This is a genomic window from Streptomonospora halophila (assembly GCF_039542725.1).
In the GTDB taxonomy this organism is placed as follows: Bacteria; Actinomycetota; Actinomycetes; order Streptosporangiales; family Streptosporangiaceae; genus Streptomonospora; species Streptomonospora halophila.
The window spans coordinates 1-14,667 of sequence record NZ_BAABIK010000029.1; the positions used below are offsets into that span (position 1 = coordinate 1).

The 14,667-nt window shown below is 71.8% G+C and carries 15 protein-coding genes and 1 pseudogene; 6 read left to right on the forward strand and 10 right to left on the reverse strand.

Annotated elements, in window-relative coordinates:
• A pseudogene (locus ABEA15_RS20700) lies at positions 1 to 280 on the reverse strand (glycosyltransferase family 2 protein); the annotation flags it as partial.
• A 375-nt stretch (positions 281 to 655) separates the two neighbouring features.
• Between ABEA15_RS20700 and ABEA15_RS20705 the strand changes: the two are divergent.
• The 3 genes from ABEA15_RS20705 to ABEA15_RS20715 all read left to right on the forward strand — a co-directional run bounded on the left by ABEA15_RS20705 (position 656) and on the right by ABEA15_RS20715 (position 3,347).
• Positions 656 to 1,375: a WbqC family protein gene (locus ABEA15_RS20705; protein WP_345558384.1), complete on the forward strand. Its 720-nt coding sequence runs from the start codon at positions 656 to 658 to the stop codon at positions 1,373 to 1,375.
• Positions 1,376 to 1,564: 189 nt separating this feature from the next.
• Positions 1,565 to 2,278, forward strand: coding sequence for a PIG-L deacetylase family protein (locus ABEA15_RS20710; RefSeq protein ID WP_345558472.1), 714 nt, complete (start codon positions 1,565 to 1,567; stop codon positions 2,276 to 2,278).
• A gap of 76 nt (positions 2,279 to 2,354) precedes the next feature.
• Positions 2,355 to 3,347 (forward strand): NAD-dependent epimerase/dehydratase family protein, encoded by a 993-nt coding sequence (locus ABEA15_RS20715; RefSeq protein WP_345558386.1) that lies wholly within the window; start codon positions 2,355 to 2,357, stop codon positions 3,345 to 3,347.
• A gap of 89 nt (positions 3,348 to 3,436) precedes the next feature.
• On the opposite strand, the gene ABEA15_RS20720 is transcribed toward ABEA15_RS20715, so the two are convergent.
• Positions 3,437 to 3,859 carry a DUF202 domain-containing protein gene (locus ABEA15_RS20720; RefSeq protein ID WP_344147578.1) on the reverse strand — a complete coding sequence of 141 codons (423 nt, stop codon included), beginning with the start codon at positions 3,857 to 3,859 and terminating at the stop codon, positions 3,437 to 3,439.
• Positions 3,856 to 4,254 carry a YidH family protein gene (locus ABEA15_RS20725; RefSeq protein WP_345558388.1) on the reverse strand — a complete coding sequence of 133 codons (399 nt, stop codon included), beginning with the start codon at positions 4,252 to 4,254 and terminating at the stop codon, positions 3,856 to 3,858. Before ABEA15_RS20725 ends, ABEA15_RS20720 begins: the two co-directional genes overlap by 4 nt.
• A 356-nt stretch (positions 4,255 to 4,610) precedes the next feature.
• Here ABEA15_RS20725 and trxA point away from each other — a divergent pair, with 356 nt between their 5' ends.
• The gene (gene trxA, locus ABEA15_RS20730) at positions 4,611 to 4,994 is read left to right on the forward strand and encodes a thioredoxin (protein ID WP_344147572.1); all 384 of its coding nucleotides are present in this window, start codon (positions 4,611 to 4,613) and stop codon (positions 4,992 to 4,994) included.
• A gap of 55 nt (positions 4,995 to 5,049) precedes the next feature.
• Here the strand turns inward: trxA and ABEA15_RS20735 are convergent, their stop codons facing one another.
• The 6 genes from ABEA15_RS20735 to ABEA15_RS20760 form a co-directional block, all read right to left on the reverse strand.
• Entirely contained in the window at positions 5,050 to 5,790 is a 741-nt protein-coding gene (locus tag ABEA15_RS20735; RefSeq protein WP_345558390.1) for a spermine/spermidine synthase domain-containing protein, read from the reverse strand.
• Between the two features lie 108 nt (positions 5,791 to 5,898).
• On the reverse strand, positions 5,899 to 6,408 hold the full coding sequence (locus ABEA15_RS20740; protein WP_345558392.1) for a hypothetical protein: 510 nt from the start codon (positions 6,406 to 6,408) through the stop codon (positions 5,899 to 5,901).
• Positions 6,401 to 8,644 (reverse strand): hypothetical protein, encoded by a 2,244-nt coding sequence (locus ABEA15_RS20745; protein WP_345558394.1) that lies wholly within the window; start codon positions 8,642 to 8,644, stop codon positions 6,401 to 6,403. The genes ABEA15_RS20740 and ABEA15_RS20745 overlap by 8 nt, the downstream gene beginning before the upstream one ends.
• A 393-nt stretch (positions 8,645 to 9,037) precedes the next feature.
• Positions 9,038 to 9,892 carry an ATP phosphoribosyltransferase gene (gene hisG / locus ABEA15_RS20750; protein WP_345558396.1) on the reverse strand — a complete coding sequence of 285 codons (855 nt, stop codon included), beginning with the start codon at positions 9,890 to 9,892 and terminating at the stop codon, positions 9,038 to 9,040.
• A gap of 85 nt (positions 9,893 to 9,977) precedes the next feature.
• Positions 9,978 to 10,241 carry a phosphoribosyl-ATP diphosphatase gene (locus ABEA15_RS20755; RefSeq protein ID WP_425579425.1) on the reverse strand — a complete coding sequence of 88 codons (264 nt, stop codon included), beginning with the start codon at positions 10,239 to 10,241 and terminating at the stop codon, positions 9,978 to 9,980.
• A 148-nt stretch (positions 10,242 to 10,389) separates the two neighbouring features.
• Positions 10,390 to 11,280 (reverse strand): SDR family NAD(P)-dependent oxidoreductase, encoded by an 891-nt coding sequence (locus tag ABEA15_RS20760; protein WP_345558400.1) that lies wholly within the window; start codon positions 11,278 to 11,280, stop codon positions 10,390 to 10,392.
• A gap of 297 nt (positions 11,281 to 11,577) precedes the next feature.
• Here ABEA15_RS20760 and ABEA15_RS20765 point away from each other — a divergent pair, with 297 nt between their 5' ends.
• On the forward strand, positions 11,578 to 12,273 hold the full coding sequence (locus tag ABEA15_RS20765; RefSeq protein ID WP_345558402.1) for a class I SAM-dependent methyltransferase: 696 nt from the start codon (positions 11,578 to 11,580) through the stop codon (positions 12,271 to 12,273).
• Positions 12,274 to 12,316: 43 nt separating this feature from the next.
• Here the strand turns inward: ABEA15_RS20765 and ABEA15_RS20770 are convergent, their stop codons facing one another.
• Positions 12,317 to 13,285, reverse strand: a complete 969-nt coding sequence (locus tag ABEA15_RS20770; protein WP_345558404.1) for a LysR family transcriptional regulator — start codon at positions 13,283 to 13,285, stop codon at positions 12,317 to 12,319.
• Between the two features lie 84 nt (positions 13,286 to 13,369).
• Here ABEA15_RS20770 and ABEA15_RS20775 point away from each other — a divergent pair, with 84 nt between their 5' ends.
• Positions 13,370 to 14,521 carry an aminotransferase class V-fold PLP-dependent enzyme gene (locus ABEA15_RS20775; protein WP_345558406.1) on the forward strand — a complete coding sequence of 384 codons (1,152 nt, stop codon included), beginning with the start codon at positions 13,370 to 13,372 and terminating at the stop codon, positions 14,519 to 14,521.
• The last annotated feature ends 146 nt before the right edge of the window (positions 14,522 to 14,667 follow it).

The window sequence follows — 14,667 nt, forward strand, 5'->3', positions numbered from 1 at the left end:
CTGCCTCGGCGCCGCCGCCGGCGGCGAGGGCCCGGCGCCGGGCCGCGGCGACGCGCCGCTCGCGCACCGACCGCGCGGAGTCGTCGCCCAGGCGCGCGACGCCCACCAGGCTCCACACGAACAGGTTGACGCCGAACGCCATGCCGAGCAGGAGCGGTAGCGGGGTGGTCTCGGCCGCGGAGTCGAGCGCGAACCTGAGCCACTGTACGAAGAGCGTCACGGCGAGTGCGAGGGCGATCGCCCCGGCGAGCCAACTTCCGATGAAACGTGCCGTACGCACGGGTTGTCCTCCTGGCGAGGTTCGAGAGGTTCGACCGATGTCGGCGCAAGAACCGGCGATAAGTTGACGCTCCCAGGAGGCGGAAAGTTCACCTGGTCGCGCGTCCTATCTAGGCCACACGAATCCTATGTACTTGCGGTCGGGGGTGCCCGTTGATGCAATACCTTAGGTAGCCGTAGCCCGCGCGGCCGACAGCAGCACGCCCGATGTCCGTAGATTCTTCATAATTCTGCACGCTCGAATCAGTCGATATCAGTCTTCCGACCCACACCCATGACCGGACCGGCCCAGCATCCGTGAGCAGGGCCGACGCCGCGGAATCCGTGCTGGTCACCAGCACTCCACGTGCCCCAGCCGCCTCGGAGAGGAACCGCAGTGCGCGTCGCCATGCACCAGCCGCATTATCTGCCGTGGTTGGGACTCATCGACAAGGCAGACCGGAGTGACCTCTTTGTCGTACTTGATCATGTTCAATACGAGCGCCGCGGCTGGCAAAACCGTAACTACGTCGCCACGAAGAGCGGTCCCGTCCTACTGACCGTTCCGGTAATACAACGCAACCGCGACGAACGAATCCTGGACAAAGAGCTCGACAACTCCCGTACCTGGCGCGAGAAGCACCGCAGGACGCTGGAGGAACACTGCTACCGCGGAGCTCCGTTCTGGGCGGAGCTCCGCGAGCGCTTTCTCGGCGTCTACGACCGGGATTGGAACAGTCTGGCCGACCTCGCCCTGGCCACGATGCGCGACGCCCTCGACGGTTTCGGCATCGCGACCCCGGTGGTGCGCGCAAGCGAGCTCGGCGAGTTCCCCGGTCAGAAGAGCGAGCTGCTCGCCCAGCTCGCGGCCAAGGTCGGTGCCACCACGATGCTCTCGGGCGAGGGCGCGCGCGACTACATCGACACCGAGGTCTTCCGCCGCTACGGAATCGCGGTGGAGTGGCAGCGCTTCCGGCACCCCCGGTATCCGCAGCACAACCGGGCCGAGGAGGACTTCCTTCCTCGGATGGCCGCGCTCGACCTGCTCGCAAACGTCGGCCCGGCCGCCGCTCTGCGCGCGCTACGGAGCACCCGAGCCCGGGACTCGGGCGGCTGACCGCCCGCGCACTGCCGGCTCCGGCCGCGCCGGCCGGGCATCGGGCCTTCGGCTCCCGACTCGGCGGAGCATCCAGCACAGCCGAACCAGACCGCCGGTCTGCACCTCGCGACACACCCCGCTGCCGTCCGCAGACGCGTCGGCCCGCGCTACTAGCGCACCATCCGGATCCCTCGCGAAGGACGCCGCATCATGTTCGACTGGTCCCAGCAGCGCCTCCTGGTCATCGCCCCGCACCCCGACGACGAAGTCCTGGGCTGCGGCGGGCTTCTCCACAAGGCCAAGTCCGCCGGCGCCGAGGTGTACGTGCAGTTCCTGACCGTCGGCGACACCGCCGACGTCTCCGACAAGGGGTTCTCCACTGCGAGCGAGCGCGTAGCCGAGATCAAGGAGGTGGCCGACCACTACCGCTGGGACGACTGGCACATCGCGTTCCCCGGCGACGACTACCACCTGCGGCTCGACACCCTCCCGCGCTTCGAGGTCGCCAACATCATCGAGCGGCAGAGCCCGATCTCCGTCACGTCGGTCCGGCCCACCGCGGTGCTCGCGCCGCACCGGCTCAGCTACAACCAGGACCACCAGGTCGCGGCCGAAGCGGTGCACACCGCGCTGCGTCCGTCCGACGCGCGGCGGCGCCACCACCCCTGCCTCGTGCTCTCCTACGAGGAGGCCGCCGACCAGTGGCGCCAGGAGCCGGCGCCCGCACCGAACATGCTGGTCGAGCTCGACGAGGCCGCGATCGAAGCGAAGATCGCCGCAATGCGCCTGTACGGCAGCCAGTTCCACGATCACCCGCACACGCGGTCCGAGCTCACTCTGCAGAGCCTGGCCGTGCTGCGCGGGATGCAGGGCGGGGTTGCGTTCGCAGAGGGCTATCACGCGACACGCATGCTGGCCTGAGTACGTCCTCCGGCCGGCACCGCCCCCGCCACACGGAATACCGCGTATCCCAGACCCTGAAAGAGGGGGAGGCACCTTGAAAGCCGTTGTGACCGGCGGAGCCGGATTCATCGGGTCGCACCTGTGCGACCACCTGATCGCCGAGGGGCACCAGGTCGTGGCCCTGGACGACTTGTCGACCGGTTCCGAGTCCAACCTGGAGCAGCTCAGCGGGCACCCCGACTTCGAGCTGGTGAAAGGCTCGGTGCTGGACGAAGTGCTCGTGGACGATGTCGTCGCCGCCGGCGACACCGTCTTCCACCTGGCCGCGGCGGTGGGTGTGCACACCATTGTGGACAAGCCGCTGGAGTCGCTGCGCACCAACCTGCACGGCACCGAGAACGTCGTCGAGGCCGCCGTCCGGCGGCGGGCACGCTACCTCGTCGCCTCCACGAGCGAGGTCTACGGCAAGAACGACGCCGAAGGACTCGCCGAGGACGCGGACAGGATCCTCGGCTCGCCCCTGAAGAGCCGATGGTCCTACGCCGCCGCCAAGGGGCTCGACGAGCTCGTCGCCTACGTCCACGGCGGAGCCTCGGGCCTGCCCTGCGTCATCACGAGGTTCTTCAACATCGTCGGGCCCCGCCAGACGGGCCGCTACGGCATGGTCGTGCCGCGGTTCGTCGACCAGGCGCTGGCCGGCGAGCCGGTCACCGTCTACGGCGAGGGAACCCAGCGCCGGTGCTTCGGCTCGGTCTTCGACGTCGTTCCGGCAATGGTGCGCCTGCTGGAGACCCCCGCCGCCTACAACCGCGCCGTGAACCTCGGCGGCAAGGAGGAGGTCTCCATCTCCGAACTCGCCCAGCGGGTGATCGATCTCACCGGATCGGACAGCGCGGTGCGCCACGTGCCCTACGAGGAGGCCTACGGCGAAGGCTACGAGGACATGCGGCGGCGCATGCCCGACACCTCGCTGGCTGCGGGCCTGATCGACTACGAGCCCCGGTGGAGGCTCGACGACATCGTCACCTCCGTCCTCGACGACAAGCGGGCGGGCTCACCGGCCGCGCACGCCGCCCTGGCGTCCTGATTCCCGGGCGCTGATCCCGATCCTGCTGGGCGAAGGGCCGGATTCCCGCTGTCCGGCCCCGGGGCGCTCACCGTGAGCGGGCACGCGCGTCACGCCACCAGACCACCCACGGCGACCGCGATCGCCAGTAGGCAGGAGGAGGCGCTGACCAGCACCAGCGCCCACGGCCGGGCCACCGGTGCGGGCGGGCGGCCGGTCCGGTCGTCGTGCAGCCCGTGCTCCGTGGCGCGCCAGCGCCGGCGCAGGTGCACGATGAGCACACCCAGTGCCGCCAGCACGCCCAGGACAGGGAACAGCCGGTACAGCGGGTCGCCGCCGTGCTGCGCTCCGCCCGGTTCCAGCGGGTCGCGCAGGTAGAGCATTGCCACGACGATGACCACGATCACGGTCCGCTGCCAGGCGAGCAGCGTGCGCTCGGCCTGCAGGCCGGCGGAGCGCGGCTCGCGCTCGGGCCGCGGCGGTCGGGGCGGTCGGGGCCCGGTTCCGGAGCCGCCCTCGGAAGGTGCGCTCACGACCAGTAGTTCCCGAACAGCACGACCGCGCAGACCAGGGCGACCCCGACCGCGGTCAGCACGGGCAGTGCGCTCATGGGCAGCGGCTGGTCGCGGCGCATCGCCTTCTGCACGTGCAGCCAGCGCAGCGGCGCGTAGACGGTGATCACGACGGCCAGGCCGGTGAGCGCGAACCCGACCGCCAGCTTCACTCCGGAGTGCCAGTCCAGCGGGACCAGGTGCAGCACGGCCACCGCCCCGGCGATGAGCGCGAGGGCCGTGCGGATCCAGGCCAGGAAGGTGCGCTCGTTGGCCAGCGTGAAGCGGTAGTCCGGTTCGGCGCCCCGCGAACCGCCGGAACGCCCTCCGCTCGAACCCGCCTTCCCCTCGCCCGAGGGGTCTCTACCCGCCGCCATTCCCGCCCTTCCGTCGGCGACCGCCCTCCGGGCGGCCGGTGCGTTCCGATCATCCTGTCGCAATGACCCTAGTGACCTCGGCATATTCCTCCCAAACCGGTATTGAACCGGTGTTTTGTAGGGATCTGCGAGGGTGAACGGGCGGACCTTCGCGGGTAGCGGGCAACACGCGGCGCCGGGCCCGGCCGCCGATATGACGGCCGGCAAGGGGAGGGCATAGCGTCGCCCCCGGGCCCTGGAGGCTCGACACCGCGGGTGTGCCCTGATCTGTGGCCACGGCGAGGCTTGTGGAACAAAACAGCGGGCACGACCGCTCTACGAGGCAGCACGTAACCGACCCGTCAGCAGGAGACTTCGTGGCCACGAAAGAACTCACCAAGGACAACTTCAACGAGACCCTGACGGAGAACGAGTTCGTTCTCATCGACTTCTGGGCGTCCTGGTGCGGACCCTGCAAGCAGTTCGCCCCGGTCTACGAAGAGGCCTCGGAGAAGCACGACGACCTGCTCTTCGCCAAGGTCGACACCGAGGACCAGCAGGAGTTGGCCGCCAGCTTCGACATCCAGTCCATCCCCACGCTGATGGTGGTCCGGGACAAGACCGTGATCTACGCCCAGCCGGGCGCGCTGCCGAAGGAGAGCCTGGAAGACCTCATCCGCCAGGCCCGCGAGCTCGACATGGAAGAGGTCCGCAAGGAGATCGAGAAGCAGCAGGCCGACGGCGAGGCACCGGCCGAGTGAACGCACGCCGTGCCCGGGGGCGTACCCGTACGGGTGCGCCCCCTTCGTCGTATGGTCAGGCCGCGGGCGCGGGCCCCGTCCGCGCGAGATAGACCACGTCGGGCTCCCCCGCCCGTGCGGGGACCTCGATGGTCTCGACCGCGCCGAACTCGCGTTCCAGCAGTCCGGCGAAGTCCGGCGCGCGCATGGCGCTCCAGAAGGCCACGGCGCCGCCCGGCCGGAGCAGCCTCCGCAGCCGCTCAAGCGCGGCGGGCTCGTACAGCCGGCCGTTGCCCTCGACCACTGTCCAGTCCGGCCCGTTGTCGGTGTCCAGGCAGACCACGTCGGCCCAGGGCCCGGCGCCTTCGGCCTCCTCGGCGGCAGCGGCGAGCCACGCGCCGAAGTCGGCGCAGACCACCTCGCACCGCGGATCGGCGAGGACACCGCCCGCGGCGTCGCCCAGCGGGCCGCGGTGCCATTCGACGACCGCGGGTTCCAGCTCGACCACCCGTACACGCTCCACGCGCGGGTCGTCCAGCGCCTCGCGGACCGAGAAGCCCACGCCCAGACCGGCGATCAGCACCCGCGCGCCCGGTGCGCCGCGGCCGCCGTCGGGCAGCGCCGCAAGGCAGGCCCGCACCATCTCCCGCTCGGACGCGCCGTCGCGGGTGTCCATCAGGAACACCCCGTTGCTGATGATCTCGAAGTGGTCCCCGGAGCGCCGCAGCACCAGCTCCCCGCCGGTGGCCCCGACGGTGCGTTCGACGACCGCCGGTTCGGGCCCGAAGCCCGCGGGCGGTGCCGTTGCGCGGTCCACCGGTCCTCCTCGGCGTCGGCTGCTCCCGGGGTCGGAGGATCCGCCCCGGCCGCCGAGTCGGATCCTACCCACCCCGCCGCGAGCCGCCCTAGCCGGCGGGCCGCCCCGTCAGGACGCGCGCGCGTCGATCGCATCGAGGGTCGTCGAGTCCAGCGACGGCAGAGGCGCGGCGGAGGCGAAGTCCTCCGGCGGCCCCTTCCGCACGCCCGACGCCCCGATCTGGAAGTAGATCTGGGTGGTGTGGACGCCGTTGCCCCGCTCGTACATCAACAGCAGGGGCTCGTATGGAGCGGGGAGGTCGGGCAGCTGCGCCGCGGACGCCTTGAGCGCCTCGAAGTGCAACGCGTTCAGGCAGGAGTCGACGACCTCCTTCGACTGGTCGAGCGGGAGCGCCTCGTCCACCCGCCGTACCAGCGCGTCGTCCGCGCGGACGGACGGGGCCAGGGCGGCGGCGAGGTCGCCGAACGGCCATGCCGCCCCGGGAACGGCGCGGAACCACAGCGCGGAGCGGCGGAGGTACTCCTCGAACAGCGCGATCTGCGACCGCTGCTTGCGCGGGTCCTCCACGAACGTGAACCCCGCGATCCGCTCCGCGAGTTCGCCGACGGTGTCACTCATGGCCGATCTCCCGCAGCACGTGGTCGACAAGCTGGTCGAGGTTCGACAGGTCCTCGCTGATCTCGAAGTCCGGCCGCCGGACGCCGATCCTATCCGTCACCGCCCACATGTTCCCGTTCTCGCCCGGAGCCAGGTCGTGGGCGCCGAAGTGGTGGGGACCGGCGTTCGGGCGTCCGTCGTCGTAGTAGCCGGGATGGGTCGAACGGTAGGGGATGTCGCGCTCCATCAGCGCACTCTCCACACCTTCGTGGATCATCAGCCTGCGGAACCGCACCGCCTCGCGAGGCGACAGCTCCCCCGAAGCGGCCTTCTGCCAGAGGGTGCCGACGTGGTCGACGGGGCTGAACAGCCCGGACCGGTGCTGTCCGGGGTCGGTGGCGATCACGTGCTCGCGGGTGAACAGGTGCTCCTTGATGCGGTCGAGGACCGACCGGTCGAAGCCGGTGTTGTCGGCGATCTGCGCGGTGTCGCCGTCGGTGCCGCGGATCTCCTGGTATCTGCGCAGCGCATCCAGGGAGTCGGGGGGCTCCACATAGGTGTTGCCCTGGCCGTCGTGGTAGTAGCCGTTGTCGTCCGTCCAGCCCACCCGGTACATGTCGCCGGTGCTGGTTCCGAGGAACCCCTTGCTGCGGTCTCCCCCCGGAGGCTGGTACGTCTCATCGAGCGGCGGGTCCGGTTGCGGGTCGGGTCGAGGGGAGTCGTCGGGAGGCAGGGAGTCGGAGCCGTCGGGTTCCGCGTCGGCGTCACCGTCGAGCGGCGGCCCCTCGCTTCCGCCCAGGCGCGGGCGCTGGGGTGTCGAGGGGGCGTCCTCGGACGGGTCGGAGTCGGCGTCGCCCGCCGGTTCGGTGTCGACCGGATCCTCGGGCGCGCGGGATTCGCCGTCCGGCACGCCGTCGCCGTCGGGCACGCCGTCGCCGTCGGGCGTGGAGTCGCCGCCCGAGCCGCCGCCCGAACCGCCTCCGCCGCCACCGGGCGCGTCGCCGCCGGTGTCGATCGGGTCGCCGCCGCCGACGGGGGCGGGCTGGGACTCGAAGCCCCTGGCCTCGTCCAGCGCGTCGTCGATGCCATCCATCCGGCTCTCGTCGACGCCGACGCCGTCCAACCTGTCCTGCAGGGCCTGGGTGTTCCCGGGACGGTCGCCGACCTGCTGGAACCCCTCCATGTCGACGTCCTGCCGAGAGCCGTCGGAATCGCCGTTGGAGCCGTCCGAGCCTTCGCCGCCGACCTTGCGCGCCCCCTTGGCCAGGGCCTTGACGATCCCGACGCCGCCCACCGCCATGCTGCCGATGTTGAGAACGCTCTGCGTGATCACGTAGCCCGGCCGGTCGCCCCATTCACGCCAGGGCACGATCGCGTGGGCGAACTCCTTCCAGCCGTTGCCGAGGTTGCCGCCCCACTCGCTCCACGAGCTGACACCCCAGCCGTCCTCGCCGTAGAGCCCGACCAGGCTGCCCAGGCCGGCGAGGGTGTCGCCCCAGTTGGTCTTGAGGTTGTCCCACCACGTGCCCCAGTCGTTGAGGCCTTCCCAGCCGTTCTCACCGTAGAACCCCGCCATAGCGCCGAGGTCCTCGACGATGCCGACGCCGAAGTCCTTCACGCCGTTCCAGGCGTCCTCGTACCAGGGCGCGTCGTACTCCTGCGGCTTCGCCCACGGGGTCTCCACGCCCTCGGGGACCTCGGTGTAGCCGTGGGCCTGCTCGTCGGGGCCGAGCGACCCCTCCTCGCCCGGTGCCGCGGCCACGAACGCGGTGCCGCCGAACAGCGCCGTGATCTTGTTGGCGCATTCCCGCTCGGCGGCCATGTACTCGTTGAGGGCGGCGAGCACGTCGTCGTTCATGCCGTTGTGCTCGTTGACCTTGCCCTCGTCCTCGCGCCAGTCGTCGTCGTCCTCGACGTCGGCGACGAACGCCTCCGCGTCGGCCTTCAGCCCCTGCAGCCTGCCCTTGATCCGCTCGGCTTCGTCGGCGAAGGTCTCCAGCGCGTCGGCGGCCGTGGCGACCGCCTCGTCCACCTCGTCGCCCTTGGTCGCCACCGGGTCGATGGCCGAGAGGAGGAGGTCGTCCTCGGGGGCGGTGTAGATGCCCTCCAGGCCCTTCCACGAGGACTTGATGTCCTGGCCGAACTGGGAGATGTCGCCGCCGTCGGTTCTGAGCGCCGAAGCGGCTGTGCGCAGGTCCTCGGGCTTGACCTGCGGAATCGGAATCGCGCTCGGGTCGATCAGGCCTTCGGTCGCCACGGCACCACCTGGGTTCGGTCAGCGGTCCGCCTACGGCCTCGGGGAGGCGGACCGATGAAGTCGTGCTCTGCCGGCTCGCCGCACCGGCCGAAGACACGGTCTCCGCGGGGGCGGAGCGGGACCGGGACCGGCGGCCGGACAGGTGATCCGGGTTCCATGATGCGCGCGACCGGGCCGCTCGGCGAGCGCTTCGGCCCGTCCGGAACCGGACGCGGAGCGAGGACGCAGATGGGAGGCGTGTGACCGGAAGCGGAGGGAACCGCGGGCGGAGCGAGGGCGTCCGAACCGGGGGATGCGGGCGCGCCGCGGACTCACCCGGACTCACGCGGACGGTGCAGGGGCCGGGTACGCGGGATATCGGCCGCGGCCGGGGGCGTCGGCCGCCGGCCCCACTTACAGGCGGCAGGCGTAGATGTCGGTGACCAGGATCGCGCGGGCGCCGAGCTCCCAGAGGTCGTCCATGATCCGCTGGGCGGACGAGCGGGGGACCATCGCGCGCACGGCCACCCACCCCTCGCGGTGCAGCGGCGAGACGGTGGGCCCCTCCATGCCGGGAGTCAGGGCCACCGCGTCGTCGAGCTGCTCGGCGTGGACGTCGTAGTCCATCATCACGTAGTCGCGCGCCACCAGCACGCCCCGCAGCCGGCGCAGCAGCTGCTCGATCTTGGGGTCCTCCGCGGCGCCGCGCGGGCGGATGACCACGCCTTCGGAGGTCAGGATCGGATCGCCGAACAGCTCCAGCCCGGCGTTGCGCAGCGTCGTCCCGGTCGAGACGACGTCGGCGACCGCGTCGGCCACGCCGAGCTGGATCGAGCTCTCGACCGCGCCGTCGAGGTGGATGACGCGCGCCTCGATCCCCTTCCGTTCGAGGTACTGCTCCAGCAGCCCCTCGAAGGACGTGGCGATCCGCTTGCCCTTGAGGTCGTCGACCGTCATCGCCGCGCCGCCCGGCGCGGCGAAGCGGAAGGTGGAGCCGCCGAAGCCGAGGGCGAGCGCCTCCTCCACCGGTGCACCGGAGTCGAGCAGCATGTCGCGGCCGGTGATGCCGGCCTGCAGGATGCCCTCGCCGACGTAGACGGCGATGTCCTTGGGGCGCAGGAAGAAGAACTCGGCGTCGTTCTCCGGGTCGACCATGACGAGGTCGCGGGAGTCCTTGCGCTGGCGGTAGCCGGCCTCGCGGAGCATGGCGCTGGCGGGTTCGGCGAGCTGGCCCTTGTTGGGCACGGCGATTCGGAGCTGGTCAGCCATGGTGCGGGTGTCCTCGTTGAGCATCGACTTTCGAGCAGGGGCACGGAGTCGGCCGATCGGGGGATGGCGTACCGCCCGGACCGGCCTACAGATGCCGGTAGACGTCTTCGAGGCGCAGCCCGCGGGCCAGCATCAGCACCTGGAGGTGGTAGAGCAGCTGGGAGATCTCCTCGGCCGCGGCGTCGTCCGACTCGTACTCGGCGGCCATCCACACCTCGGCGGCCTCTTCGACGACCTTCTTGCCGATGCCGTGCACGCCGGCGTCCAGCGCCGCGACCGTGCCCGAGCCGTCGGGACGCGTGCGCGCCTTCTCGGACAGCTCGGTGAACAGCTCATCGAAGGTCTTCATGATCACTTTCCTCAGGCGGCGTGCCCTCCCAGCCTAGGCGCACGCCGCCCCCGCTCGTGACTGCGCACGGGCGAACAGCGGGTGAAGGCGGCCCCGCGGTGCGCGCGGCAGGCGGCGGACGCGGCAGGCGGCGGACGCGGCCGCCGCCTCACTCCAGTTCGCGCTGGACCTCCCGGTAGGCGCTGCGGCGCGCGAACGTCTTGAACAGGCTGCGCGGGATGAGCCGCAGCAGCCCGTCGGCGGTCTTGTACTGCTGACCGGGTACGACCGACGTGCGGCCGGCGGCCCAGGCCCGCAGGGACTCGGAGACGATGCGCTCCTTGGCCACGAACGCGATGTCGGGCAGGCTCCTCCGCTGGACGCCGCGCGTCATCTCGGTGCGCACGAAGCCGGGAAGCACGGCGCTGACGTGCACCCCGTGCCCTGCGACCTCCAGGGCCACGCTCTCGCTCCACAGCCGGACGAAGGACTTCGTGGCACCGTAGACCGCGCCGCCGGGGTTGGCGGCCAGCTCTCCGGCCATCGAGGAGACGTTGATGACGCCCATGCGCGGAAGGTCGCCCTCCCCGAGCCCGGCGCGGCGGCGGCGCGCGATCTGCACGGGCAGCACCGCGCGGGCGAGCCGCACGACGGCGCGGATGTTCAGGTCGAGCATGGCGTCGACCCTGTCGGGGTCCTGGCGGACGAACTCGCCGCCCCCGCCCGTGCCCGCGTTGTTGACGAGCAGGTCGATCGGCGCCGCATCGCCGGTCCCGTCGGCGCGCAGCCGCTCCTCCAGGCGGGCGACGTCGCCGGGGTCGGACAGGTCGGCCGGCAGAGCGGCGGCGGACACTCCGCACTGCTCGGCCAGGTCGTCGGCCAGCTCCTCGATGAGCTGGGCACGGCGCGCGACCAGGACGAGGTCGTAGCCGCGGCGGGCCAGTTGGCGGGCGTACTCCTCGCCGATGCCGGAAGAGGCGCCGGTCACGAGCGCGGTGCGGCGCGAGTGACTGCGGGGAGCGGTTCGCGCGGATTCGGTCGAAGGCTCGGTCTCGCTCACGTCTGTTCCTCTCCACCGGGCGGCGCGGCCCGGGATTCGCTGGGCTCCAGGGGCGGCGGCCCTGCCGTGCCCCTACCCGCGGCGGCGGCCGCCTGACGGCTTCGCTCCGATCCCGTCCGAACGTGCGCGCAACCGACCCCCGGATACGGATCGAGTCGCATTCGCCCCGCTCAGCCGCGGAGAACGTCCACGGAGACCGGCGCTGCGTCCCATCCTGTCCGTTGCACAGCGTTTCCGCCGCCACACACGCCCACCGGCTAACCTGCGGCTTACGGTGATAAGCACTACCGTTCAGGCATGGCAGCGCCACAGAAACCACTGCAGTCAACCGGAATCGATTCGCGGCTCCGCGACGCCGGGCTCTTCGTCCGCCAAGCGGTCCGCACTTTTCGCGCGACGGGGGCGGTGGCTCCCAGCAGCCGCGCTCTCGGACACGCGCTGGCACGGTTCGTCGACGAACGCGAGGACCCCACCGCCCCCCTGGCCATCCTGGAGGCGGGCGCAGGCACAGGGGCCGTCTCGCGGGTGATCGCCCAGCACATGCGCGCGGGCGACACCATCGACCTGGTCGAGTCCAACCCGGAGTTCGCCGGCCGCCTGGCCGAGCAGCTCACCTCCGACCCCGATCTCAGCGGGATCGCCGACAGCGCGACGGTGCACCAGAAGCTGGTCACCGACATGGGGCCGGACGTCAGCTACGACGTCATCATCTCCGGGCTCCCCTTCGCCAACTTCACGGCCGAAGAGGTCCGCGAGATCATGGAGTACTACTTCTCCGTGCTCCGCCCCGGCGGCCGCCTGTCCCTCTTCGGCTACCTCTACACCAAGCAGGTCAAGGCGGTCATCGCCCCTCGCGAGGACTTCCTGCGCCAGGCGCGGTCCGGCTGGGTGGTCGAGGAGTGGGTCAACCGCTACGGGGTCGGCACCGAGCGCGTGCTGGCCAACCTGCCCCCGGCCTGGATCCAGCACCTGCGCAGGCCCACGGAGGACTGACGCCCTTGCGCACGCATCCGCAGTCGGCGGCCCGGTTCCGCGGTCATCCGCTCCCGGAGCCGCCGACCGCGGCGGAGAGCGCGTCGGCGCCGGCCGCGGGCGCCCGCACGGCCGCCGGCTCCACCGCGCCCGCGGCGGCCGCCAGCTCGTCCAGCATCGCCGCGACGGCCGGGGGCTGCGGCCCCGCCGACACCGCAGCGTAGATCCGGCGCGCACCGAGTTCAGGCAGCGCGATCCGGGCAACGCCGGGCTCGCTGTGGCAGGCGAACGCCAGGTCCGGCAGCGCCGACACGGCCAGACCGCGGGCCACCAGCCGCTGCACGGCCACGTACTGGTCGGTCGCGAAGTCGACACGGGGCCCGAAGCCCGCGACCCGGCATCGGAACTCCAGGTGGTCGCGGCACCGCCGGCATCCCGAGGCCCACGCTTCGCCGGACAGGTCGGCCAGGCGCGGCGGCTCGCCGCGTGCCGCCGGGTGGTCATCGGGGACCGCGAGCACGACGGGGTCGCGCGTGAGCGGCACGAAGCGCAGCCGTGTGTCGGTGTCGCCGGAGGTCTCGGCGTAGTCGAAGGCGACCGCGATGTCGGTCTCACCGGCCCGCAGCGCCGCGAGGGCCTCGGCGGGCTCGGCCTCGGAGAGCGCGCCGCGCACGTCGCCGGTCCGTCTGCGCAGAGCCGCCAGCGCATCGGGCACGAACGAGGAAACGGCGGTCGGGAACGCGGCCAGGCGCACCCGCCCGGCGCGAAGGCCGGCGATGGCGGCGACCTTCTCGTCGGCTTCGGCCAGCGCCGCGAGCGCGCTGTCGGCGTGCTCCGCCAGGATCCGGCCCGCCTCGGTGAGCCGCACCCCTCGCGCGTGCCGGGCGACCAGCGGGGTCCCGGCCTCGGCCTCCAGCCGCGAGATGTGGTGGGAGATCGCGGGCTGGCTATAGGAGAGGGACGCGGCGGCCGCACTCATCGAGCCGAGGCGGGCGACCTCGCGCAGCACGCGCAACCGGTGGAGTTCGAACATACGGGCAAGGTATCAACCTCTTCTTGGGCTCCTGCGGAAAACCTCTGATTGTCCTTGGGGTCCACTGGGACCAGGATCGGTGGCATGGACACACACGACGCCGCCGACCCGGGCGGCTCCGCTGAGGACCTCCTGCCCGCGCACATCGCCGAGCACTTCGGTACGGCCGGCACCGGGACCGCCTTTCTGAACACCGGCACCTACGGCCTGCCGCCGCTCGCCGCACACGAGGAGGTCCTTCGGGCCGAGCGTGACCGGGCCGCGGGGCGGCTGGACCTGTCCGTTCTGGACGAGGCGGTGAGCGCCTCGCGCTCCGCGTTCGCCGAGCTGATGGGACTGACGCCCGAGCGCGTAGCGGTGGGATCGCAGGCCTCCCAGTTCGTCGGCCTGGCCGCCGCCTCCCTGCCCGACGGCGCCGAGGTGGTCGCGGTGGAGGGGGACTTCTCGTCGCTGCTGTTCCCGCTGCTGGCCCAGCGGGAGCGCGGGGTCAGCGTGCGCCTGGTGCCGCTGGCGGACCTGGCCGCCGCGGTGCGGCCGACGACGGACCTTGTCGCGGTCTCGGCGGTGCAGTCGGCCGACGGCGCCGTCGCACCGCTGGAGGACGTCCTCGCCGCCGCCGCTGCCAACGGCGCCCGGACCCTGGTCGACGCCACCCAGGCCGCCGGCTGGCTGCCGCTGCCGGCCGACCGGATCGACCTGCTGGTCTCCTGCGGCTATAAGTGGCTGCTCGCGCCCCGCGGGACGTGCTTCCTCGCGGGCACCCCGGAAGCCCTGGCCGATCTTCCTCCGCTGGCGGCGGGCTGGTACGCCGGGGCCGAGGTCTGGGACTCGGTCTACGGCGGCCCCCTGCGCCTGGCCGCCGACGCGCGGCGGCTGGACGTCTCGCCGGTGTGGACGTCGTGGGTCGGGCAGGCGCCGGCGCTGGAGTTCATCGCCGATGTCGGCGTCGAGGCCGTCCACCGCCACAACCTGGCACTGGCGGCGCGCTTCAGGTCCGGACTCGGTCTGGAACGCGGTGACTCGGCGATCGTCTCCCTGGCGCTGCCGCCCGGAAGCGCAGAGCGGCTCGCCCGCGCCGGCGTCATCACCTCCGAGCGGGCCGGGCGCGTGCGGTTCTGCTTCCACCTGTCCACCACGCCTGCCGATGTGGACAAGGCCGTGGAGGCCGTGGAGGAGGTGAAGGCCTCGGGGGATGCGGGGGCCGGGGAGGCTGATGAGTCCGCGGAGGCCGTTTAGGGGGCTGGGCGCTGTCGGCGGATCAGGCGCGCGGTGCGACGAGGGGCGCGGGAGGCGGGGGCGAGGAACTTAGTAGCATCCGCCTGTCAACTTCCATTGACACCGCGATGGCGTCAACGTATGTTGACAATCGGGCGGGCGACACG

Bases quoted from the DNA above. Each gene is read 5' to 3' on its own strand.
- ABEA15_RS20770 (WP_345558404.1), bottom strand. From the start codon at position 13,285: ATGTTCGAACTCCACCGGTTGCGCGTGCTGCGCGAGGTCGCCCGCCTC.
- ABEA15_RS20755 (WP_425579425.1), bottom strand. From the start codon at position 10,241: ATGAAGACCTTCGATGAGCTGTTCACCGAGCTGTCCGAGAAGGCGCGC.
- hisG (WP_345558396.1), bottom strand. From the start codon at position 9,892: ATGGCTGACCAGCTCCGAATCGCCGTGCCCAACAAGGGCCAGCTCGCC.
- ABEA15_RS20765 (WP_345558402.1), top strand. From the start codon at position 11,578: ATGGCAGCGCCACAGAAACCACTGCAGTCAACCGGAATCGATTCGCGG.
- ABEA15_RS20740 (WP_345558392.1), bottom strand. From the start codon at position 6,408: ATGAGTGACACCGTCGGCGAACTCGCGGAGCGGATCGCGGGGTTCACG.
- ABEA15_RS20775 (WP_345558406.1), top strand. From the start codon at position 13,370: ATGGACACACACGACGCCGCCGACCCGGGCGGCTCCGCTGAGGACCTC.
- ABEA15_RS20725 (WP_345558388.1), bottom strand. From the start codon at position 4,254: ATGGCGGCGGGTAGAGACCCCTCGGGCGAGGGGAAGGCGGGTTCGAGC.